This window comes from Streptomyces sp. NBC_01428, from assembly GCF_036231965.1.
Classification (GTDB): Bacteria; Actinomycetota; Actinomycetes; order Streptomycetales; family Streptomycetaceae; genus Streptomyces.
This window is the reverse complement of the sequence record NZ_CP109499.1, coordinates 1,896,960-1,917,867: the sequence shown is the minus strand read 5'-3', so window position 1 is coordinate 1,917,867 and position 20,908 is coordinate 1,896,960. Positions and strand designations below refer to the sequence as shown.

The 20,908-nt window shown below is 73.1% G+C and carries 18 protein-coding genes; 5 read left to right on the top strand and 13 right to left on the bottom strand.

What is annotated here, in order from left to right:
• Positions 1 to 31: 31 nt before the first annotated feature.
• From OG406_RS08370 to OG406_RS08360, 3 genes are read right to left on the bottom strand one after another with little or no spacing between them, the layout of a single operon-like run.
• Positions 32 to 1,045 carry an NAD(P)/FAD-dependent oxidoreductase gene (locus tag OG406_RS08370; protein ID WP_266617558.1) on the bottom strand — a complete coding sequence of 338 codons (1,014 nt, stop codon included), beginning with the start codon at positions 1,043 to 1,045 and terminating at the stop codon, positions 32 to 34.
• Positions 1,042 to 1,581 carry an isoprenylcysteine carboxyl methyltransferase family protein gene (locus OG406_RS08365; protein ID WP_164371456.1) on the bottom strand — a complete coding sequence of 180 codons (540 nt, stop codon included), beginning with the start codon at positions 1,579 to 1,581 and terminating at the stop codon, positions 1,042 to 1,044. Before OG406_RS08365 ends, OG406_RS08370 begins: the two co-directional genes overlap by 4 nt.
• Before the next feature lie 37 nt (positions 1,582 to 1,618).
• Positions 1,619 to 2,713, bottom strand: coding sequence for a type III polyketide synthase (locus OG406_RS08360; protein WP_329185038.1), 1,095 nt, complete (start codon positions 2,711 to 2,713; stop codon positions 1,619 to 1,621).
• 164 nt (positions 2,714 to 2,877) lie between these two features.
• Here OG406_RS08360 and OG406_RS08355 point away from each other — a divergent pair, with 164 nt between their 5' ends.
• From OG406_RS08355 to OG406_RS08345, 3 genes are all read left to right on the top strand, one after another.
• Complete coding sequence (locus OG406_RS08355; RefSeq protein WP_266617560.1) at positions 2,878 to 3,747, top strand: UbiA family prenyltransferase; 870 nt, start codon at positions 2,878 to 2,880, stop codon at positions 3,745 to 3,747.
• A 216-nt stretch (positions 3,748 to 3,963) separates the two neighbouring features.
• Positions 3,964 to 6,015 (top strand): phosphocholine-specific phospholipase C, encoded by a 2,052-nt coding sequence (locus tag OG406_RS08350; protein ID WP_329185035.1) that lies wholly within the window; start codon positions 3,964 to 3,966, stop codon positions 6,013 to 6,015.
• Between the two features lie 52 nt (positions 6,016 to 6,067).
• A complete protein-coding gene (locus tag OG406_RS08345) occupies positions 6,068 to 6,925 on the top strand; it encodes a phospholipid scramblase-related protein (protein WP_329185033.1) in 858 nt (285 codons plus the stop codon).
• 156 nt (positions 6,926 to 7,081) lie between these two features.
• Here the strand turns inward: OG406_RS08345 and OG406_RS08340 are convergent, their stop codons facing one another.
• A complete protein-coding gene (locus OG406_RS08340) occupies positions 7,082 to 8,038 on the bottom strand; it encodes a hypothetical protein (RefSeq protein WP_164371445.1) in 957 nt (318 codons plus the stop codon).
• A complete protein-coding gene (locus OG406_RS08335) occupies positions 8,035 to 8,964 on the bottom strand; it encodes a phosphatase PAP2 family protein (RefSeq protein ID WP_329185031.1) in 930 nt (309 codons plus the stop codon). The genes OG406_RS08340 and OG406_RS08335 overlap by 4 nt, the downstream gene beginning before the upstream one ends.
• A gap of 230 nt (positions 8,965 to 9,194) precedes the next feature.
• Between OG406_RS08335 and OG406_RS08330 the strand changes: the two genes are divergently transcribed.
• A complete protein-coding gene (locus OG406_RS08330; RefSeq protein ID WP_164371443.1) occupies positions 9,195 to 9,812 on the top strand; it encodes a TetR/AcrR family transcriptional regulator in 618 nt (205 codons plus the stop codon).
• A 152-nt stretch (positions 9,813 to 9,964) separates the two neighbouring features.
• Here OG406_RS08330 and OG406_RS08325 read toward each other — a convergent pair whose 3' ends face one another.
• Positions 9,965 to 10,984, bottom strand: coding sequence for a DUF2510 domain-containing protein (locus tag OG406_RS08325; RefSeq protein WP_329185029.1), 1,020 nt, complete (start codon positions 10,982 to 10,984; stop codon positions 9,965 to 9,967).
• 621 nt (positions 10,985 to 11,605) lie between these two features.
• Here OG406_RS08325 and OG406_RS08320 point away from each other — a divergent pair.
• A complete protein-coding gene (locus OG406_RS08320) occupies positions 11,606 to 14,272 on the top strand; it encodes an ATP-binding protein (protein WP_266851305.1) in 2,667 nt (888 codons plus the stop codon).
• 136 nt (positions 14,273 to 14,408) lie between these two features.
• Here the strand turns inward: OG406_RS08320 and pcaDC are convergent, their stop codons facing one another.
• Genes pcaDC through OG406_RS08285 form a run of 7 tightly spaced genes read right to left on the bottom strand, consistent with a single transcriptional unit; the run spans position 14,409 to position 20,853 of the window.
• Entirely contained in the window at positions 14,409 to 15,539 is a 1,131-nt protein-coding gene (gene pcaDC, locus OG406_RS08315; RefSeq protein ID WP_326841941.1) for a bifunctional 3-oxoadipate enol-lactonase/4-carboxymuconolactone decarboxylase PcaDC, read from the bottom strand.
• Positions 15,536 to 16,885 carry a 3-carboxy-cis,cis-muconate cycloisomerase gene (gene pcaB / locus OG406_RS08310; RefSeq protein ID WP_329185027.1) on the bottom strand — a complete coding sequence of 450 codons (1,350 nt, stop codon included), beginning with the start codon at positions 16,883 to 16,885 and terminating at the stop codon, positions 15,536 to 15,538. Before pcaB ends, pcaDC begins: the two co-directional genes overlap by 4 nt.
• Entirely contained in the window at positions 16,882 to 17,445 is a 564-nt protein-coding gene (pcaG, locus tag OG406_RS08305; RefSeq protein ID WP_329185024.1) for a protocatechuate 3,4-dioxygenase subunit alpha, read from the bottom strand. The genes pcaB and pcaG overlap by 4 nt, the downstream gene beginning before the upstream one ends.
• A 2-nt stretch (positions 17,446 to 17,447) precedes the next feature.
• The gene (pcaH, locus tag OG406_RS08300) at positions 17,448 to 18,215 is read right to left on the bottom strand and encodes a protocatechuate 3,4-dioxygenase subunit beta (protein ID WP_164371437.1); all 768 of its coding nucleotides are present in this window, start codon (positions 18,213 to 18,215) and stop codon (positions 17,448 to 17,450) included.
• A 9-nt stretch (positions 18,216 to 18,224) separates the two neighbouring features.
• On the bottom strand, positions 18,225 to 19,427 hold the full coding sequence (locus tag OG406_RS08295; protein WP_329185020.1) for a thiolase family protein: 1,203 nt from the start codon (positions 19,425 to 19,427) through the stop codon (positions 18,225 to 18,227).
• On the bottom strand, positions 19,424 to 20,071 hold the full coding sequence (locus tag OG406_RS08290; protein WP_267049046.1) for a CoA transferase subunit B: 648 nt from the start codon (positions 20,069 to 20,071) through the stop codon (positions 19,424 to 19,426). Before OG406_RS08290 ends, OG406_RS08295 begins: the two co-directional genes overlap by 4 nt.
• Positions 20,071 to 20,853 carry a CoA transferase subunit A gene (locus OG406_RS08285; protein WP_329185018.1) on the bottom strand — a complete coding sequence of 261 codons (783 nt, stop codon included), beginning with the start codon at positions 20,851 to 20,853 and terminating at the stop codon, positions 20,071 to 20,073. The genes OG406_RS08290 and OG406_RS08285 overlap by 1 nt, the downstream gene beginning before the upstream one ends.
• Positions 20,854 to 20,908: the final 55 nt, after the last annotated feature.

Below are 20,908 nucleotides of genomic sequence, written 5' to 3'. Positions count from 1 at the left end.
GGTCGGTAGAGCTCGCGGTGACCCGGGTGCTCTACTGGAGCGCCCGGACCGCCGCCGCGAAGAGCGGGGGCATCCGGGAGGCCGCCGGGACGATGAGACGGGCGGCACCCGGGCGACCGCTCGCCCTCAACAGCGCACCTGTCAGCAGACGATGACGGCGTGTCAGATCCGCCCAGGCGCGCTCGTACTCCTGAGGGCGTCCCGCGGCGAGACAGCGGACGGCGGCTCCGGCGGTCCCCACCGCGAGCGCGACACCCTCGCCCGTCAGGGCGTCGAGGTATCCCGCCGCGTCCCCGACGAGCAGCACACGGCCCGCGACCCGGCGCCGCACACGTTGGAGCAGGGGCCCGGCGCCCCGCACACTCGTGTCGGCGGGGCCGCGCAGCGAGGCCGTGAGCGCCGGGAAGTCGGCGAGGTGGTCGTCGTAGGGGCGACGGGTGCGGCTGAGGACGGCGACGCCCACCAGGTCGTCGGCCACCGGCGTCACGTACGCCTCCCCGTGCCGCGACCAGTGGACCTCCACGAAGTCCGTCCACGGCTCGACGCGGAAGTGCCGGCGCAGCCCGTAGCGGCCGTGCGGCCGGGCGGTGCGTTCCAGGCCGAGTCCGCGGCGCACGGGGGAGTGCAGGCCGTCGGCGGCGATCAGCCAGCGGGCGGTGATCCCGGCGGCGGTGACCGTGTCCTCGTCCTGCCGCACCTCACCGACCTTGCCCTGCACGACGCGCACGCCGAGTCCGAGAGCGCGCCGGTGCAGTGCGGCATGCAGCGCGGTACGGCGGATCCCCAGCCCCGGCCGCCCCCGGAAGGGCGCCTCCGCACGGACGGCCCCGTCCACGTACCGGATGCCGCGCAGGTCCCGCCCCGTCACTTCGACGCCCAGCGCCCGCAGCGCCGCGACACCGCTGGGCATGACGCCCTCCCCGCACGCCTTGTCCACGGGCGAGACCCGGGGTTCCACCACGACGGCCTCCAGGCCCGCGAGCGCGGCGTGCGCCGCGGCGGCCAGCCCGGCCGGCCCGCCGCCCGCCACCAGCACGTCGATCACGCCGGCACCGTCGCGGCCGGTGCGGTGGCGGACGCCAGCGCCCGGTTCTCGCAGCGGATGCGCACACGGAGCAGCACCGCGTTCAGGACGGTGAAGACGACCGCGGTGACCCACGCCGTGTGGACGAGCGGGAGGGCGACCCCTTCGGCGACGACCGCCACGTAGTTGGGATGGCGCAGCCGTCGCCAGCGGTAGGGGCCCTTCGCCACGAGCGGCAGACCGGGGACGACGATCACCCGCGTGTTCCACCGGGGGCCGAGGCTGCGGATGCACCACCAGCGCAGGCCCTGGGCGGCCGCGAGCACGGCCAGCATCGGCCACGCGAGCGCGGGGACGAAGGGCCGGCCGGCCAGCCACACCTCGGCGAGACACCCCGCCAGCAGGCCGGTGTGCAGGGCGACCATCGCCGGGTAGTGGCCCTGCCCCGCGACGGTCGCGCCGCGCGCGACGCTCCAGCGTTCGTTGCGGCGGGCGACGACGAGTTCGGCGACGCGCTCGGCGGCGACGACGGCCACGAGAAGTCCGTACCAGATCATGATTCCTGCGTCCTGTGTCCTTCGGCGGTGCGGGCCACTACCAGCGCAGCAGGACGAGTTCGCAGGCGAAGCCCGGTCCCATCGCCAGCAGCAGACCCGGGGTGCCCGGTGCCGGGCGGCGGTCGGTGAGGGTGTCGCGCAGCACGTGGAGCACCGAGGACGAGGACAGGTTGCCGACGTCCTTCAAGTGACGCCACGTCACATCCAATGCCCCCTCCGGCAGTTCGAGGGCCTCGGTGACCGCGTGCAGGACCTTGGGGCCACCCGGGTGGCACACCCAGGCGGTCACGTCCTTCGGCTTCAGGCCGTGGTCGCCGAGGAACCCCTCGACGTCCTCGGCGAGATAGCGCCGCACCACGTCGGGGACCTGCGGGTCGAGGACGACCTGGAAGCCGGAGGTCCTGATCTCCCAGCCCATGACGCTTCCCGTGTCCGGGTACAGGTGACTGCGGGTGTCGATGACGGTCGGGCCGTCGCTCGCGAGCCCCTCGGTGCCCTCGGCGCTCCTGTTCCGCGCCGCGGCGCGGTCCGCGCCGCAGGCCACGACCGCGGCGGCGCCGTCCCCGAACAGGCCGGTGGCCACGAGGTTGGCCATCGAGGCGTCGTCGCGCTGGAAGGTGAGCGTGCACAGCTCGACGGAGAGCAGGACCGCCACCTGGTCGGGCCGGCCGAGCAGGTAGTCGTGCATACGGGCCAGCCCGGCGGCGCCCCCGGCGCAGCCCAGGCCGAACAGCGGCAGCCGTTTGACGTCCGGGCGCAGTCCGAGACGGCCGACCAGCCGGGCGTCGATCGACGGTGTGGCGATCCCCGTGACCGACGTGAAGATGAGCAGGTCCACGTCGGCGGGGGAGAACCCCGACCGGCGCAGCGCCTCCCGGACCGTCCTGGCGCCCAGGTCGGTGGCCGCCGTGATGAAGACGTCGTTGGCGGCGCCGAACCCGTCGAGCTCCCCGTACCGTTCGAGCGGCAGTGTCGTGTGACGCGAGCGGACCTGCGCGCTGCTGTGCAGTCGGTCCAGGACCCGGCGGTCGGCGCCCTCCGGGAGGCAGGTGCGCGCCACTATGTCGGTGATCTCGGACTGGGCGTGACGGTGGGGTGCGAGGGCGCCGTGAACGGCGGCGATCCGCGTCATGTGGTTCCCGTCCGGTGACCGACTGGGTGGATGCCTGCACCTGTTCCCCGGACCGCGCCCTCGCCACCAGGGATCGCCCGTCCGGCGGCTCTGTCCGGACGGACGTTCGCACCTTCGGGCGCGCATCCGGCCGGTGCGGGGCGGGCGCGCCTACGATCGGCCGCGTGGGCACTCCCGGGCAGTCGAGGACAGGTCACCCGGAGGCGGGGTGGGCCGGCCGGACGGCCGGGCTGATCGGGTCCTGCCACCCCGGGCCCGTCGTGGCGGTCACCGCGCTGACGACCGCGCTCGCCGTGACGGCGGGCCAGAGCGCGGCCCGCTGTGTACTGACCGCTCTCGCCGTGCTGACCGGGCAGTTGTCCGTCGGCTGGTGCAACGACGCGTTCGACGCGCACCGGGACCTCGCCGCGGGCCGCCGGGGCAAACCCGTCGTCGACGGCACCGTCCGGGTGGCCGAGGTGTGGGTGGCCGCGTACGCGGCGCTGGCGCTCTGTGTGCCGCTGTCGTTCGCCTGCGGACTTCTGGCGGGCGCCGTCCACCTGACCGGAGTCGCGGCGGCCTGGGCGTACGACCTGCGGCTCAAGGCGACCGTCTGGTCCTGGGTGCCGTACGCCGTGGGGTTCGCGGCGCTGCCCGCGTTCGTGGCGCTGGGCCTGCCGGGCGGGCCGTGGCCGGCCTGGTGGGCGGTCACCGCGGGGGCGCTGCTCGGGATCGGAGCCCATCTCGGCGACGTCCTGCCGGACATCCGCGGTGATCTGGCGATCGGTGTACGGGGATGGCCGCACCGGCTCGGTCCGGACGGCGCCCGGCTGCTGCTGCCGGTACCGCTGGCGGCCGCGTCCGCCACGCTGGTGCTGGGGCCGGCCGGACCGCCCGGCGGACGCGGGATCGCGGCGCTCGCGGCGGCCGTCCTGGTGGCCGTGGCGGGGACGGTCCTGGGCCGTCGCCGGGAACGGGCCGCGTTCGCGGCGGCCGTCGCCGTCGCCGTGGTCGACGTGGCGCTGCTGCTGGTCCGCGGCACCGGCATCGCGTGACGGGTCCGGCCTCCGCCGGCCCGGGACCACGTTCCGGCGGCGTCCGGTCACCGCGCCGTCTGATGACCTGTCCGGAACCGTTCGCCTCGCGTACCTCCGAGTTTCACGCAAGAGCCACAGGGCCCTTCCCTGACGTTTGGTGCTCTTGGAACACTCCTTTCGCGCACCTTCCGTCACATCCGGCCCCACCCGTCAGGACAAAGAGGTCAATCACTCATGCCCCACGTGAATCGGCGCCGATTCCTCCAGCTCGCCGGTGGCACAGCGGCGTTCACCGCGCTGTCGAACAGCATCCAGCGCGCCGCGGCCCTGCCCGCGCAGCACCGCTCCGGCACGATCGAGGACGTCGAGCACATCGTCGTCCTGATGCAGGAGAACCGCTCGTTCGACCACTACTTCGGCTCTCTGAAGGGCGTCCGCGGTTTCGGGGACCCGCGCCCGGCGACCACGACGGGCACCAAGTCCGTCTGGTACCAGTCGGACGGCACCAAGGACGTGCTCCCCTTCCACCCCGAGGCGGACGACCTCGGGCTGGCTTTCATCCAGGACCTCCCGCACGGCTGGAGCGACGGCCACACCGCCTTCAACAAGGGCAGGTACGACAAGTGGGTGCCCGCCAAGTCGGCCACGACGATGGCCTACCTGACGCGTGAGGACATCCCGTTCCATTACGCGCTGGCCGACTCCTTCACCGTCTGCGACGCGTACCACTGCTCCTTCATCGGCTCGACGGACCCGAACCGCTACTACATGTGGACGGGTTACACGGGCAACGACGGCAAGGGCGGCGGCCCGGTCCTCGGCAACGACGAGGCCGGCTACAGCTGGACGACGTACCCCGAGCGGCTGGAGGCGGCCGGCGTCTCCTGGAAGATCTACCAGGACATCGGCAACGGCCTCGACGCGGCCGGTTCCTGGGGCTGGATCTCCGACGCCTACCGCGGCAACTACGGTGACAACTCGCTGCTGTACTTCAACCAGTACCGCGACGCCAAGCCCGGCGACCCCCTCTACGACAAGGCGCGCACCGGCACCGACGCGCGCAAGGGCGAGGGCTTCTTCGACCGGCTGCGGGCCGACGTGCAGGGCGGCACGCTGCCGCAGATCTCCTGGATCGCCGCCCCCGAGGCGTTCACCGAACACCCCAACTGGCCCGCGAACTACGGCGCCTGGTACATCTCCCAGGTCCTCGACGCGCTCACCTCCGACCCCGAGGTGTGGAGCAAGACGGCACTGTTCATCACCTACGACGAGAACGACGGCTTCTTCGACCACCTGGTGCCGCCGTTCCCGCCGCAGTCCGCCGCGCAGGGCAAGTCCACCGTCGACGTCGGCCCCGACCTGTACAAGGGGGACGCGAGCCACGCCGCGGGCCCCTACGGACTCGGCCAGCGGGTCCCGATGCTCGTCGTCTCGCCCTGGAGCAAGGGCGGCTACGTCTGCTCCGAGACGCTCGACCACACCTCGATCATCCGCTTCATGGAGACCCGCTTCGGGGTGCGCGAGCCCAACATCTCGCCCTGGCGCCGCGCGATCACCGGCGACCTCACCGCCGCCTTCGACTTCGCGCACACGGACACCAGGCCGGTCGCGCTGCCCGACACCGACGGCTACCGGCCGCCGGACCACGACCGTCACCCCGACTACGTGCCGACCCCGCCGGCGAACCCGGCGCTGCCCAAGCAGGAGCGCGGCTCGCGTCCGGCCCGGCCGCTCAAGTACGCGCCGCTGGTGGACGGTTCGGCGGACACCGCGGCGGGGACGTTCACGCTCACCTTCGGCTCCGGCGCCAAGGCGGGCGCCGCCTTCCTCGTCACGTCCGGAAACCGCGCCGACGGCCCCTGGACGTACACCACCGAGGCCGGCAAGACGGTCGCCGACACCTGGAACTCGGCGTACTCCAACGGCTCGTACGACCTCACGGTGCACGGCCCGAACGGGTTCCTGCGCAGCTTCAAGGGCGCCAACAGGACCGCCGGCCCCGAGGTCACGGCCCGCCACACGGGCAACGACGTGGAGCTGACGTTCACCAACAAGGGGACGGCCGCCGTGAACCTGAAGCTCACCAGCCGGTACGGCGGGCAGGCCCAGGCCTTCCGGGTGAAGCCGGGCGCGACCGTGAAGCACACGGTGGACCTGCGGGCGAGCAAGCGCTGGTACGACCTGAGCGTGGCCTCCGACACGGACGCGGGCTTCCTGCGGCGATTCGCCGGACATGTCGAGAACGGCCAGGCGGGCGTCAGCGACCCGGCTCTCGTGACCGTCTGATGGCCGGTCGACCGCCGGTTGATTTCCGGCCATGTCACGGTAGTGTGCCCCGGTGACCACGCATTCGAACACTCCTGCAGGTTGGTACCCGGACCCGAACGGAACGCCCCAGACGGTGCGTTACTGGGACGGTTCGCAGTGGACCGACCACACGAATGCGGACCAGCAGGCCTCGGCCGCGCAGCAGGTTCCGCAGCAGGCCCAGGCGCCGCAGCAGGCGTTCCCCCAGCAGGCCGCGCCGGCTTCCGACCCGCGCGTCCAGCGTCAGGTGCAGCAGCAGGCCGGAGTCGCCGCGGGCGGCGCCGGCGGCGGCGGCCTGTTCACCGAGCCGGTCCTGGTGGTGAACCAGAAGGCCAAGCTGATCGAGCTGACCAACGAGTACAAGGTCATGGACCAGCAGGGCAACCTGATCGGCTCGGTCGTCCAGGTCGGGCAGAACGCCTTCAAGAAGATCCTGCGTTTCGTCTCCAGCCTCGACCAGTACATGACCCACAAGCTGGAGATCCGTGACGCGCACGGGCAGCCGCAGCTGCTGCTGACCCGTCCCGCGAAGTTCATCAAGTCGCGGGTGATCGTGACGCGTCCGGACGGTTCGCCGGTCGGTGAGATCGTCCAGCAGAACATGTTCGGCAAGATCAACTTCGCGATCAACGCCAACGGACAGCAGGTCGGCGCGATCAAGGCGGAGAACTGGCGCGCCTGGAACTTCGCGATCGTGGACCACGCCGACAACGAGGTGGCCCGGATCACGAAGACCTGGGAAGGTCTCGCCAAGACCATGTTCACGACCGCGGACAACTACGTCCTGCAGATCCACTTCCAGCTCCCCGAACCCCTGCTGAGCCTCGTCGTCGCGACGGCGCTCACCGTCGACACGGCGCTCAAGCAGGACTCCCGCGGACTGGGATGAACCGACCGGGCCGCTGCGGCCCGTAAGCACGGAAGGGCGGTCGCGGATCTCTCCGCGACCGCCCTTCCGTTTTCCGCCGGGGTGCCGGGGTGCCGGGGTGCCGGGGTGCTGTGGTTCCCGGCCCCGCGTTCCGTCCGGACCGCGGGGACGCCCGCGCTACAGCGACGTGAGGTGTCCAGGACTGGGCTGCTGCGGCAGCAGGGACGGCTCGCACGCCGCCGATCCCGGTTCCAGCGCCAGCACCGCCGCGACCGGGTGGTCGTCGTCGACGGCCGGTTCGGCCATGTCCGCGGCGCGTTCCGGAGCCGAGCGGGACAGTGTCACCACACCCCAGCCCGCGACCGACGCCCCGGCCAGGGCGAGCAGGACGCCCGCCACTCCGCCCTGCAGCCGTTCGCCCAGCAGCGACAGGCCGATCGCCGCGGCGGCCAGCGGATTGGCGAGGGTCACGACCGCGAGCGGTGCGCCGAGGCCGCCCTGATAGGCGGTCTGCGACAGCAGGAGCCCGCCCGCCGCGAAGACCGCCACCAGCAGCGCCACCACGACGACCTGGGCGCTCAGCAGCGAGTCCGAACGGTCCGTCGCGGCCACCGTCACCGTCTGGGTGAGGGCGGAGGCGACACCCGACGCGAAACCGGAAGCCGTCGCGTGCCGCAGCCCGGGCCGCGCGCCGCGCGACAGGGCGCCGATGAGCACGGCGGTCGTACCGGCCACGCCCAGCGCCTGCGGCAGGCTGAGCACGTCGTCGGGCGCGGGGCCGGACGCCGTGACGAGCAGGGCCGCGAGGCCGATCAGAGTGAGCGCCGTACCGCGCCACTCCACCGGGCTGACCTTCCGGCCGGCGACCCGCGCGCCCAGCGGGACCGCCGCGACCAGGGTGAGCGCGCCGAGCGGCTGCACCAGCGTGAGCGTTCCGTACTTGAGGGCGGCGACGTGCAGCAGCGCGGCCGCGGCGTTCAGCACCACCGACCACCACCAGGCGCCGTCGGCCAGCAGGCGCAGGGTGCCCGAGCCGCCCGACCGGGCGGCGAGCCGCTCCTGGGCGACGGCCGCGGCGGCGTAGGCGACCGCGGAGAACAGGGACAGCACGATGGCGGCGAGGGTCGGGTTCATCGGCCCGCTCCGACCAGCTCGGGCCGGTCCTGCGCCGGGATCCTGGTCCGTCCGTGCCCCTGGCCCCGGACCGCGGTCGTCGCCGTGCGGCGCGGCGCGTGGACCACGGCGAGCGCGACGCCGAGCAGCGCGGCCGCGACGACCGAGTCCAGCCAGTAGTGGTTCGCGGTGCCGACGATCACCACGAGCGTCAGCAGCGGATGCAGCAGCCACAGCCAGCGCCAGCGCGACCGGGTCGCAGCGATCAGCCCGATCGCGACCATCAGCGCCCAGCCGAAGTGCAGCGACGGCATGGCGGCGAACTGGTTCGCCATCGCGTCGGTCGCCGGGTGCGCCCCGTAGACCGAGGGCCCGTACAGCTGCCCGGTGTCCAGGAGGCCGGACTCGGTGAGCAGCCGCGGCGGGGCCAGCGGGAAGGTGAGGTGCCCGACCAGGGCGGCGGCGGTGACCAGGGCGAGCACCCGGCGTGCCCACACGTAGTGCGTGGGGCGTCGCAGATAGAGCCAGACCAGGAAGGCCGCGGTGGCCGGGAAGTGCACGGTCGCGTAGTACGTGTTCGCGATGTGCACGAGGGTGTCGCTGTGCAGCAGGGCGGTCTGTACGGCGCCTTCGCCCGGGAGGTGGAGGGAGCGCTCCGCGTCCCACACCCGGTGGGCGTTGGTGAACGCCTCCGCGGTGTGACCGGTGGCCAGCTGGCGGCCGACCTTGTAGACGACGAAGAGGCCGACGACGAGCAGCACCTCGCGTACGAGCGGCGGCCGCGCGGCGCTGTCGCGCAGGTCCGGCCCGGTGCGGTGCGCGGAGGTGCGCGCCCACGCGAGGGTGCGGCCCGGCGCCCTCGCGGGTACGGCCGCGTCGGGTGGCTCCGGTTCCGGCGCGGACTCGGATGCGGACGTGGAAACTGCAGGCTCGGTTCGGGAATCCATCCCCCGGCCCCCTTGCTGACGATCGTGCGTGGGGTGGTGCGCGGTGAGCCCAGGACAGGATCCACTCGGCGTCCGGTCCGGAGGAGTGGATCCTGTCCAAGGCTCATCGATACGACAGTGTACCGATACGCCAGTGTACCGATACGGAGCAGTACCGGTACAGTGGCGTATCGATTAGAGTGTGTGCAGCACGACACCCACACGCGTCGGATGCAGCGAGGAGAAGCGCCATGACGTCGCAGGCCGCGGACGGACCGGAAACGGTCGTCGCCTCGCGCCGCTCCAAGATCACGCCCGAGCGTGAGCAGGAGTTCTTCGACGCCGTGCTCGAACAGATCCGGGAATGCGGCTACGAGGCGCTCACCATGGAGGGCGTCGCCGCCAGCACCCGCTGCAGCAAGTCCACGCTCTACCGCCAGTGGCGGACCAAGCCCCAGTTCGTGGCCGCCGCGCTGCGCAACAACCGCTGCCCCACGTTCACGGGGATCGACACCGGCTCTCTCGCCGGTGATCTGCGGGAGGCGGCCCGGGCCGCCGGCGAGTGGGCCGGACGGGACAGCACCCAGCTGCTCCAGGGCCTCGGCAACGCCGTGATGCAGGACAAGGAGCTCCAGCAGGCGCTCCGCGACGCTCTCGTCGAACCCGAGGTCGTCGAACTGCGGCAGATGATCGCCCGTGGCGTCGAGCGCGGTGAGATCGCCGCCGACCATCCGGCGCTGCAGTTCGTACCGGCCCAGATGCTCGGCGTCCTGCGGGTGCGCCCTCTCCTGGAGGGGCAGTACGCGGACGCGGCGTATCTCACACAGTTCGTGGAGGCGGTCGTGCTGCCTGCCCTGGGCCTGACCTGAGACTCAGGCCGCCGTCCGCGGGATGACCGGACGACGGCCTGTCACGCGCCGCACCGTGGGGACGGGGGCGGCGCGCACCCCCCGGCCGGGTGGGGTTCCCCTTGAGCGGAGGGGCGCTCCACCCGGCCGAACCATGTCCGGAGGACCTGCCGCTACACGTTCTGCCCGTCGCCGCCGGTCCCCGAGGCCACCTTGATGCCCTTGGTGATGGTGTCGATCGTCGACAGCTCGGGCGCCTTGGAACCGACGTCGACGCCGAAGCGGACCACGACGAGCGAGGAGGGGTCGGCGGGGGAGGGGAAGACGAGTGACTCGACGTACCCGTCGTCGCCCTTGCTCGTCGCGACCTTCCAGCGGACCAGGTAGCCCTTCTGCCCGGCCACCGTGACCGCCTTGGAGGCCAGCTCCTTGTGCGAGGTGATCGAGCCGTAGCCCTTGCCGTACGACTCGGTGGCGTTCTTGGAGATGTCCTCCTTGGCCGCCGCCTCAGCGGTCTTCGCCTTCAGGCCCTGGAGCTTGGCGGGGGCCGAATAGGCGCCGCCGCGCTGGCACTTCTGCGAGGTGTCGCCGGGGCACTTGTACGTGTCCTTGGTGGAGACCGTCGCGCTGCCCGTGCCGTCCTGGCCGGTCCAGCCGTCCGGCACCGGGATGCTGATGCCGTTGTAGGAGTCCGTGGCGTAGCCGGCCTCGGTCTGCGGCTGTCCCGACTGACCGGGCGCCGGGCTCTGTTCGCCGGGGCCGCCGGATCCTCCGGAGTCCCCGGGAGCACCGCCCGGGCCGCCGGACCCGCCCTCGCCGCCGGAACCGCCCTGCCCGTTCGGACCGCCGCTCGGTCCGCCCCGGCCGTCGGGGCCGACCTGGCCACCGGGGCTCCGGGAGGCGGAGCTGCCGCCGTCGTCCTTGGTCAGGGCGTACACGCCGCCGCCGATCCCCGCCAGTACGGCGATGGCGGCGGCGACCGCTATGCCCGTGCGCAGTCCGCGCCTACGGGACCCCGGCGGTGCCGGATGGGGCCCCGTCGGCGGATACGCCGGGGGCCCCCAAGGGGCGGCCGACCCGACGGGGCGGACCTGATCCGTCCATGTCCTACCGTCCCACCAGCGCTCGGCGGCGGGAGCGTCACTTGTCTGCCCGGGGTCGGGATACCAGCCGGGGGGAGTCACCTGCGTCATGGACCCACCGTATGAGCCTCGGGTGAAAGGCGGATGAGAGGGTTCCCCTCCCGGGCCGCCGGGGTCACTTCAGGACCAGCCGCACCGGGGTCCGCTCCGCCGGCGGCGGCAGTCGCAGACCGTTCCGGCCCGGGGCGGCCATCAGTCCGACGACCGCACCCGGCACGAGGACCGCGAACCCTTCACGGTGTTCGAAGTGCCTTCGTCCTGATGGAGGTTGAGGAGGGGGACCGAGAGAGGTGACGAGCTGGGCCCGGTGAGCACGACCGGACGACGGCCGACCCGGTCGCCGAGCGGCCCGGCGGGGACGATCGAGGCGGCGAAGCCGCGCGCAGGTCGGAGTCGTGCGCGGGAGCGCTCGTGCCGGTTCCTCCCGCCGGCGTGCGGGGGCCCCTCACGGTCGGGCCCCGGCGCAACGAGGGTGGAAAGTTGGCGTCATTTCCCCGGCCGTCGACTGTCAGTAACTTTCACAACGGTCGTCGGAGGCCCCGGGGCGTCGCCTCCAATACACGGCTGTCACTCGTCCCGGCAACTGGTGACGGGTCCCGCCTCCACCAAGGCGTCCGGACGGCTAGGCTCGTTCCCTGTACGTCGTTTGGGCGACCTTGGGGAGGGAGCGGGATGACGGAGGTACGGCCCGGAGCGGTCGCCTCGGCCTCCCTGTGGGAGCGCGACGAGGAGGTCGCCACACTCGAAGCGGCGATCACCGCGCTGCGCGCGGACTCCGCGACCTCGGGCAGCCTGCTCGTGCTCAGCGGCGACGCGGGCCTCGGCAAGACGGCCCTCCTCGCCGAGGCGCGCCGCATCGCGGAACGCAACGGCTGTTCGGTGTGGTCGGCGCGCGGCGGCGAGACCGTCACGTCCGTCCCCTTCAACGTCGTACGGCATCTGCTGCAGCCCGCCCTCGTCTCGCTGCTTCCGGAGGAGGCGCGCGAGTACCTCGGCGACTGGTACGACATCGCGGGCCCCGCGCTCGGCATAACCGAACCGGGCGACCGGCAGCCCGACCCGCAGGGCGTCTGCGACGGACTCGTCGCCGCGGTGCGCCGGCTCGCCAAGCGCGACTGGCCGCTCGTCCTGCTCATCGACGACGCGCACTGGGCGGACCAGGAGACCCTGCGCTGGCTCGCCGCGTTCGCCGAGCGCCTCGACGACCTGTCCGTCCTCGTCGTGGTCGCCCGCAGGCCCGGTGGGGTCAGCGGCGAGAGCGCCCGGCTGCTCGACGCCGTCGCCGCCGCGGCCCTCCCGATCTCCACCCTCAGCGCGCTCACCCCGGTCGCGACCGAGGGCCTCACCCGGGCCACGCTCGGGGAGCACGCGGACGCGCCCTTCTGCCGCGAGGTCTGGGCGGTCACCGGCGGCAACCCCTACGAGACCGTCGAACTGCTCGCCAAGGTCCAGGACAGCGAACTCGAACCGGGCGAGGGCTCGGCCGCCGAACTGCGCGACCTGAACCGCTCGGCGCGCGGCCGCGGACTCGTCGCCCGCCTCGAAGGACTCGGCATCGACGCCACCCGGTTCGCCTGGGCGGCCGCCATCCTCGGCACCGGCATCTCCCTCGACCTCGCCGGCCAACTCGCCGGAATGCCCGACGACGAGGCCCAGCGCTGCGCCGAACTGCTGGGCGCAGCACGCATCCTGACGACCGCTCAGTCCACGAACGGCCACGGTGCCGAGGGCGACCTGGAGTTCGTGCACCCGCTCATCGCGACCGCCGTCTACCGCTCGATCCCGGACGCCCTGCGCACCGCCATGCACGGGCAGGCCGCCTGGGCGGTCACCGAGTCGGGACGCGGCGCCGCGGCGGCCTCCCGCCACCTCCTCGAAGTGCACCCGGACGACGACCCCGAACTCGTCGAGCAGATGCGGGAGGCGGCCCGCGAACACCTCGCCGTCGGCGCCCCGGACGCCGCCCGGCGCTGTCTGGAGCGTGCGCTCCAGGAGCCGCCGCTGCCCGAGGTGCACGCGCTGCTGCTCTACGAACTGGGCTGTGCCACCCTCCTGACCGCGCCGTCCACGACCATCAGTCACCTGCGCGCCGCGCTCGAACGGCCGGGCCTGGAGGACACCGTCCGCGTGGACGCCGTCTTCCGGCTCTCCCAGGCGCTGTTGCACAACAACCAGCTCGACGAGGCCGTCCGCACGGTCGACGCCGAGGTGGACCGGCTCACGCCCGGACCCGCCCGGATGCGGCTGCAGGCCGTGCACTACATGTGGGAGGGCATCCACGCCGGCGAGGAGCGTTCCGGACACTCCAGCGGCCTCGCCGAACTCGCCGAGACCTGCGCCGGCCGCGACAACTCCGAGCGTGCCGTGCTGATACTGCGCGGCTTCGACGCGATGACCCGGGGCGAGAACGCCGAGGAGGTCGTGGAACTCTGCGACCGTGCCCTCGTCAACGGCCGCCTCGCACCCGGACTCGGCTGGACCGACACCGAGTGGGGCGTCGAACTCCTGCTGATGCTGGGCAGCGCGTACGCCTACGCCGACCGGCTCGACCGGGCCGAGAGCCTGTTCAGCGAAGCCCTGCGCGCCTATGTGAAGGCCGGCTGGAGCGGCGGCCATCTGTCCCTGGCCAACGCCTATCTCGGACTCGCCCACCGCCGCCGGGGCCGTCTCGCCGACGCCGAGCACTACCAGCGCGAGTCCCTGCGGCTCGCGGAGCGCGTCGGACGCGGACTGCCGCTGTACTGGTCGGCGACCTGCGGCCTCATCGACACCCTGCTGGCGCGCGGTCACGTCCAGCAGGCGGCCGAGATCGCCGAACGCTACGGCTTCGCACCGCCGTACCCCTCCACGATCGTCCTCCCGGACACCCGTTCCGTCCGCGGCCGGCTGCTGATCGCCCTCGGCCGCACCAAGGAGGGTGTCAACGAACTGGAGGCGGCGGAGAAGGCGGCCACCGCGCGCGGTCACCACAACACGGTGCTCGCGCCCTGGGCCGTCGACCTCGCCCGAGCGCTCGCCGCGGAGGACCCGTCCCGTGCGGTGGCCCTCGCGGCCGAGGCGCGCCGCCAGGCCGAGCGGTTCGGCACCGACACGGCGATCGGTGAGGCCCTGCGCTGCGCCGCCGCGCTGGAGACCGGCCAGCGCGCCGTCCGGCTGGCCGCGCAGGCGGTCACCTACCTGGAGGCCTCGCCCTGCCAGTACGAGCACGCGGCGGCCCGTATCGAGTACGGCATCGCCTCCCGCTCGGTGACGGAACTCAACAAGGGCCTGACCCTGGCCCGCACGAGCGGAGCCGACGGTCTGGTGAAGAAGGCGGAACGCGCACTGGCGGGGCTTTAGGAACGCCGCCCCTGGGCGTTCGGGGGAGCGGGGTCCGGGGCGGCGCCCCCGGACGGGGCGGGAAGGGGCGGAGGGGGAGCCCACTGCTCCGCTCCCCTTACCTTCTCTTTCCGTCCCTTCGCTTCCCTGACAGAGGTCACTCCGCGAGCGGGCCGTCCTCGTCCGCCAGCACCCGCTGGGCCACGGCGAACGCGGAGTTGGCGGCGGGGACACCGCAGTACACGGCGGTCTGCAGCAGCACCGCGCCGATCTCCTCGGGCGTGAGCCCGTTGCGTCGCGCCGCGCGGACGTGCATCGCCAGCTCGTCGAGATGACCGTGCGCCACCAGCGCGGTCAGCGTGACCAGGCTGCGCTCCCGGCGCGTCAGCGTCGGATCGGTCCAGATCTCGCCCCAGGCGTAGCGCGCGATGAAGTCCTGGAACCGTGCCGTGAACGGCGTCTGGCGGGCCTGCGCACGGTCCACGTGATCGTCGCCGAGGACCTCGCGGCGGACCTCCATGCCCCGCCCCGGGTCCCCCGAGAGATGGGGTCGCAGCGCCGTCAGGACGGCGTCCGGACGCTCGGCGGGCGCCAGGTGCGAGGCACCCGGGATCTCGACGAGCGCCGCGCCCGCCACCGCGTCCGCGATCTCCCGCAGATGGGCGGGCGGCGTGGCGGGATCCTCGCGCCCGGCGACGAGCAGCGTCGGCACGGTGATCGACGCGAGCCGGTCCCGGATGTCGAACGCGGCGAGGGCGTCACAACAGGCCGCGTACGCGGCGGGATCGGCGGTGCGGAGGTCCTCCACCAGGCCCGGCACGGTGAACCCGGGGGTGAACCAGCGGCTCTGGGCGCTCGCGGCCACCGGGGCGAGGCCCTCGCGGCGCACCAGTTCCGCCCGCTCCTCCCACGGCTTCGACCCGTTGAAGTGGGCGGAGGAACAGATCACGGCGAGGGAGGTGAGCCGCTCGGGGTGGTGGACCGCCAGGTGCAGGCCGACGGCGCCGCCCAGTGAGACACCGGCGTACGCGAACCGTTCGATGCCGAGCACGTCGGCCAGTTTCAGCACGAGTCCCGCGAGGTCGGCGACCGTCGCCCCGGGGCCGATCAGGTGGCCCGGAGAATCGCCGTGGCCGGGAAGATCCCAGCGCACGACGTTGTGGGTGACGGACAGTTCGGGTGCGAGGCCGTCCCACAGCGCGGTCGACGTCCCGAGCGAGGGCCCGAGGAGCAGCGGGGGAGCGGTGAGGGGGCCTTCGCTGCGGTGGTTGAGGATCTTCCCGGTCAACGTCGCTCCAGTGCACGGTCGGTGAGGGCCCCGGCGGAGCCCGTGTAGCGGGTGGGGTCGGTGAGGTCCGCGAGGTCGGAGGCGGTGAGGTCCGCGAGGTCGGGTTCCTCGCCGAGCACGTCCGCCAGGGGCCGCCTCTCGGAGACGGCGCGCTCGGCGGCGCGGGTGAGGAGCGCCTTGGCGCGGGACCGGCCGAGCAGGGGGGCGAGTTCGGCGGCCAGCCGTTCGGAGACGATCAACCCGTGCGTGAGGTCCAGGTGTTCGCGCATCGCCGCCGCGTCCACGCGCAGCCCTTCGGTGAGTTCGGCCGCCTGCGCCGCGGCGCCGCCGACCAGCCGGAGCAGGTCGCGCAGCGGCTCCCACTCGGCGTGCCAGGCCCCGGCCGGGCGTTCGTCCTCGGCGGTCAGCGCGCCGTACAGCGTGGCCGCGAGCAGCGGTGCCCGGCGGGCCGCCGCGGTGACGAGGGTGGCGCGCACCGGGTTCGCCTTGTGCGGCATCGCGGACGAGCCGCCCCCCGAGCCCTCGGCCAGTTCGCCGATCTCCGTGCGGGACAGGGTGAGGACGTCGACGGCCGTCTTGCCCAGCGCGCCCGCCGTGAAGGCGAGCGCGCCGGCCAGGTCGGCCACCGGCGTCCGCAGGGTGTGCCACGGCAACACCGGTTCGGCGAGCCCGAGTTCACGGGCGTACGCGACGGTCAGCTCCCGGGTGTCGTCCGCCCCGAACACGGTGAAGGCGGCCAGGGTGCCCGCGGCGCCGCCCAGCTGGGCCGGCAGGGACGACCGTACGGTCCGCACCCGGTCCCGGGCGTCGAGGACCAGCGAACGCCAGCCCGCCGCCTTCAGCCCGAAGGTCGTGGGCACCGCGTGCTGGGTGAGGGTGCGGCCCGGGAGCACGGTGTCGCGGTGCTCCCGCGCCAGCCGGGCCAGCGCCCGCTCCGCGCGGTCGAGGTCGCCGAGGAGCACGTCCAGGGTGCGGGCGGCGACCAGCATGGTGGCGGAGTCCAGGATGTCCTGGCTGGTCGCGCCCCGGTGCACGTACGGGCCGTGCTCCGCGGTGACGGCGGCGGTCAGGTCCGCGACCAGCGGGATCACCGGGTTGCCGCCGGACCGGGCGCGCAGCGCGATCGACGCGACGTCGAAGCCTGCCCCGCCGGCCGCGTCGGACACCGCCGCGGCGGCCTCTGCGGGGGCCAGACCGAGCGACGCCTGGGCGCGGGTCAGAGCGGCTTCGGCGTCGAGCAGGGCCCGCAGATACGCGGCGTCGCTCGTCTCCGCCGACGCCGGGGAGCCCGCCCATCCGGGGGCGAGCAGACCGGCGTCGGCGGAGACGGGGTCGACAGCTGTCACTGGAACTCCAGGAAGACCGTTTCGCCTTCGCCCTGAAGGCGGATGTCGAAACGGTACGTCCGCGGGGCGTCCTCGGCTGCGACCAGCGTGGCGCGCCGCTCGGCCGGCAACGCGTCGAGCAGTGGGTCCGCTCCGTCGGCCAGATAGGCGCGGGTGAACAGGTGGTGGGTCAGACCGCGCGCGAACACGCAGACGCTGACGTACGGCAGCCCGGTGTTGCCCGGCGGCAGCGTGCGCAGCGTGTAGTGGCCGTCGGCGTCGGTGCCGACCCGGCCGAAGCCCGTGAAGTCGACGCCGTTGCGGCCGAGGAAACCACCCGTCGACGGATCGCGGCGCAGGGAGCCCGGGGCGCCGGTGAGGGAGCCGTCGGGTGCCGCCTGCCAGAAGTCGAGCAGGGCGTCGGGGACCGGCACACCCGCGCCGTCGGTCACGTGTCCGTGCAGGGTGATGGTGTCGGGGTGGCCCTCGGGCGCTAGGGCACCGCCGCCCGGGAAGGGCAGCGCGTGGCCGTAGAAGGGGCCGATGGTGTGGGACGGGGTGGGGAGCAACCGCTCGGTCATGCTCAACGGCCTTCCTCGATCCAGGTGGCGGAGGGGCCGTCGAGGACGATGTCCCAGCTGTAGCCCATGGAGAACTCGGGCCGGGAGAGGCCGTGGTCGTAGGCGGCGATCAGCCGGCCGCGGGCCGCCTCGTCCGTCACGGACCGCAGGATCGGGTCGTAACGGAACAGCGGGTCGCTCGGGAAGTACATCTGGGTGATCAGGCGCTGTGTGAACGCCGTGCCGAACACCGAGAAGTGGATGTGGGCGGGCCGCCAGGCGTTGGTGTGGTTGCCCCACGGGTACGGTCCCGGCTTGACGGTCGTGAACGCGTACCGCCCCTGATCGTCCGTCAGGGTGCGTCCCACGCCGGTGAAGTTGGGGTCCAGCGGTGCGGGGTGCTGCTCCCGCAGGTGGGCGTACCGGCCGGCCGCGTTGGCCTGCCAGATCTCGACGAGCTGGCCGCGCACCGGTCGGCCGTCCCGGTCGAGGAGCCGGCCCGAGACGGTGATGCGCTCGCCGATCGGCTCGCCCCGGTGCTGCAGGGTGAGGTCGTTGTCGATCTCCGTTATGTCGGTGACGCCGAAGACCGGACCCGACAGTTCGACGGTCTCCGGGTCGCCGCTCACGGCGACCAGCGGCTGCCGGGGATGCCGGAGCCGGGAGCTGCGGTAGGGCGGGTAGTCGCGTGCGGGGTGGTGCCGCACGGGCGCGCCGCCGGCGACCGCCTTGTCGTACGCGTCCTGGAGATCCGTGATCTCGACGTCGATGTCCGACTGGGTGAGAGCCATCTCGGGTTCCTAGCGTTCGAGGACGAGGGCGAGGCCCTGGCCCACGCCGATGCAGAGGGTGGCGACACCGACCCCGCCGCCCGCGCGGGCGAGTTGGTGGGCGACGGTGCCGGCGAGGCGGGCGCCCGAGGCGCCGAGGGGGTGACCGAGGGCGATGGCGCCGCCCTGCGGGTTGAGGATCGCCGGGTCGAACGCGGGCCATTCCGCGAGGCATCCGAGCACCTGCGCGGCGAACGCCTCGTTCAGCTCCAGGATCGACAGGTCGTCGAACCGCCTGCCCGCCTTGCCGAGCGCGCGCCGCACCGCTTCGACGGGGGCGAGCCCGAAGTACTGCGGGTCGATCGCCGAGACGCCGGTCGAGCGGACCCGGGCCAGGGGCTCACGACCGGTGGCCGCGAGACCCTCCTCGTCGACCAGCAGCAGGGCGGCGGCACCGTCGTTGAGGGGCGAGGCGTTCCCCGCGGTCACCGTGCCGTGTTCCGTGCGGAAGGACGGCTTGAGGCGGGCCATGGCGTCGAGGGACGCGTCCGCGCGCACGCACTCGTCGGCGCCGAACACGACGGGGTCGCCCTTGCGCGCCGGGAGGGTCAGCGGGGCGATCTCCGCGTCGAACAGGCCCTTGTGCCGGGCCTGTTCCGCCTTCCGGTGGCTGGTGAGGGCGAACTCGTCCTGCTGTTCCCGGGTGATCCCGTGCTTGTCGGCGATGAGTTCGGCCGACTCCCCGAGGGGGATGGTCCACTGCGGGTCCATCCGCGGGTTGACCATGCGCCAGCCGAGCGTGGTGGAGTACATCTCGGTGTGCCCGGCGGGGAACGCGCGGTCGCTCTTGGGCAGCACGTAGGGCGCGCGGGTCATCGACTCGACGCCGCCGGCCAGGACGATCGAGGCGTCGCCGACGGCGATGGCGCGGGCGGCCTGCACGACGGCTTCCAGCCCGGACGCGCAGAGCCGGTTGACGGTCACGCCCGGCACGGAGGTGGGGAGTCCGGCCAGGAGCGCGGCCATCCGGCCGACGTTGCGGTTCTCCTCGCCCGCTCCGTTGGCGTTGCCGACGTACACGTCCTCGATCCGCGCCGGATCCAGGCCGGGTGTGCGGGCGAGGAGTTCACGGATGGCGTGGGCCGCCAGGTCGTCCGGCCGGACTCCGGCCAGCGAACCGCCGTACCGGCCGATCGGTGTCCGTACGGCGTCGACGATGTAGACGTCCTTCACGACGGGATCTCCTCTGTGACGCGGACTTCGGCTGCGGTCTTCGCGGTGATCTCCTCGACCGTGACACCGGGGGCGGTCTCCACCAGCACCAGGCCCTCCTCGGTGACGTCGAGGACGCCGAGGTCGGTGATGATCCGGTCGACGCACGCCTTCCCGGTGAGCGGCAGCCCGCACTCCCGCAGGATCTTCGGCGAACCGTCCTTCGCCGTGTGGGTCATCACCACGATGACCGTGCGGGCGCCGTGGACGAGGTCCATCGCGCCGCCGATGCCGGTGATCAGCTTTCCGGGGACGGCCCAGTTGGCGAGGTCGCCGCCCGCGGACACCTGCATCGCGCCGAGCACGGCCACGTCGATGTGCCCGCCCCGGATCATCCCGAAGGACAGCGCGGAGTCGAAGTACGCGGCGCCGGGCAGGACCGTGACGGTCTCCTTGCCGGCGTTGATCAGGTCGGGATCGACCTCGTCCTCGGCGGGGTAGGGGCCGGTGCCCAGGATGCCGTTCTCCGACTCCAGGATCACCTCGACGCCCGGCGGCAGGTGGTTGGGGATCAGCGTCGGCAGGCCGATGCCGAGGTTCACGTACTGGCCGTCCGCGAGTTCCCGCGCGGCTCGGGCCGCCATCTCTTCCCTGCTCCAGGCCATCAGCCGCTCACCCTTCCGTCGGCGGCGGGCGCCGAGACCGTCCGCTTCTCGATCATCTTGGCGTTCGCCTGCGCGGGCGAGAGCGCCACGACCTGCTGCACGAAGATGCCCGGCAGATGCACCGCGTCCGGGTCGATCGCCCCCGGTTCGACCAGTTCCTCGACCTCCGCGATCGTCACCCGTCCTGCCATCGCCGCGAGCGGGTTGAAGTTCCGCGAGGACTTGTTGAAGACGAGGTTGCCGTGCCGGTCCCCCTTCGCGGCGCGGACCAGTGCGAAGTCCGTGCGGATTCCGCGCTCCAGCACGTACGGGGTGCCGTCGAAGTCGCGTACCTCCTTCGGCGGGGAGGCCAGCGTGACGCCGCCCGAGCCGTCGTACCGCCAGGGCAGGCCGCCCTCGGCGACCTGGGTGCCGACGCCGGCGGGCGTGTAGAAGGCGGGGATCCCGGCGCCGCCCGCACGGAGCCGCTCGGCGAGCGTGCCCTGCGGGATCATCTCGACCTCCAGCTCGCCGGCCAGGTACTGGCGCGCGAACTCCTTGTTCGCCCCGATGTAGGAGCCCGTGACGCGGGCGATCCGCCCCGCCGCCAGCAGGACCGCGAGCCCGGACTCCATGGCTCCGCAGTTGTTGGAGACCACGCCGAGCTCGCGGACCCCCCGCTCGTGGAGCGCCTCGATCAGCACGTTCGGCACACCGCTGAGGCCGAAGCCGCCGACCGCGAGTGTCGCGCCGTCCGGCACATCGGCCACCGCCTCCAGCGCCGTGGCGACCACCTTGTCCATCCGCGAAGCCCCATCTCTCCCGAGCGCCCGGCCCTCGAATTACTCAGGGCACTGA

Bases quoted from the DNA above. Each gene is read 5' to 3' on its own strand.
- OG406_RS08325 (WP_329185029.1), bottom strand. From the start codon at position 10,984: ATGACGCAGGTGACTCCCCCCGGCTGGTATCCCGACCCCGGGCAGACA.
- pcaG (WP_329185024.1), bottom strand. From the start codon at position 17,445: ATGACCGAGCGGTTGCTCCCCACCCCGTCCCACACCATCGGCCCCTTC.
- OG406_RS08330 (WP_164371443.1), top strand. From the start codon at position 9,195: ATGACGTCGCAGGCCGCGGACGGACCGGAAACGGTCGTCGCCTCGCGC.
- OG406_RS08350 (WP_329185035.1), top strand. From the start codon at position 3,964: ATGCCCCACGTGAATCGGCGCCGATTCCTCCAGCTCGCCGGTGGCACA.
- OG406_RS08340 (WP_164371445.1), bottom strand. From the start codon at position 8,038: ATGAACCCGACCCTCGCCGCCATCGTGCTGTCCCTGTTCTCCGCGGTC.
- OG406_RS08290 (WP_267049046.1), bottom strand. From the start codon at position 20,071: ATGGCCTGGAGCAGGGAAGAGATGGCGGCCCGAGCCGCGCGGGAACTC.
- OG406_RS08285 (WP_329185018.1), bottom strand. From the start codon at position 20,853: ATGGACAAGGTGGTCGCCACGGCGCTGGAGGCGGTGGCCGATGTGCCG.
- OG406_RS08365 (WP_164371456.1), bottom strand. From the start codon at position 1,581: ATGATCTGGTACGGACTTCTCGTGGCCGTCGTCGCCGCCGAGCGCGTC.
- OG406_RS08335 (WP_329185031.1), bottom strand. From the start codon at position 8,964: ATGGATTCCCGAACCGAGCCTGCAGTTTCCACGTCCGCATCCGAGTCC.
- OG406_RS08320 (WP_266851305.1), top strand. From the start codon at position 11,606: ATGACGGAGGTACGGCCCGGAGCGGTCGCCTCGGCCTCCCTGTGGGAG.
- pcaH (WP_164371437.1), bottom strand. From the start codon at position 18,215: ATGGCTCTCACCCAGTCGGACATCGACGTCGAGATCACGGATCTCCAG.
- OG406_RS08360 (WP_329185038.1), bottom strand. From the start codon at position 2,713: ATGACGCGGATCGCCGCCGTTCACGGCGCCCTCGCACCCCACCGTCAC.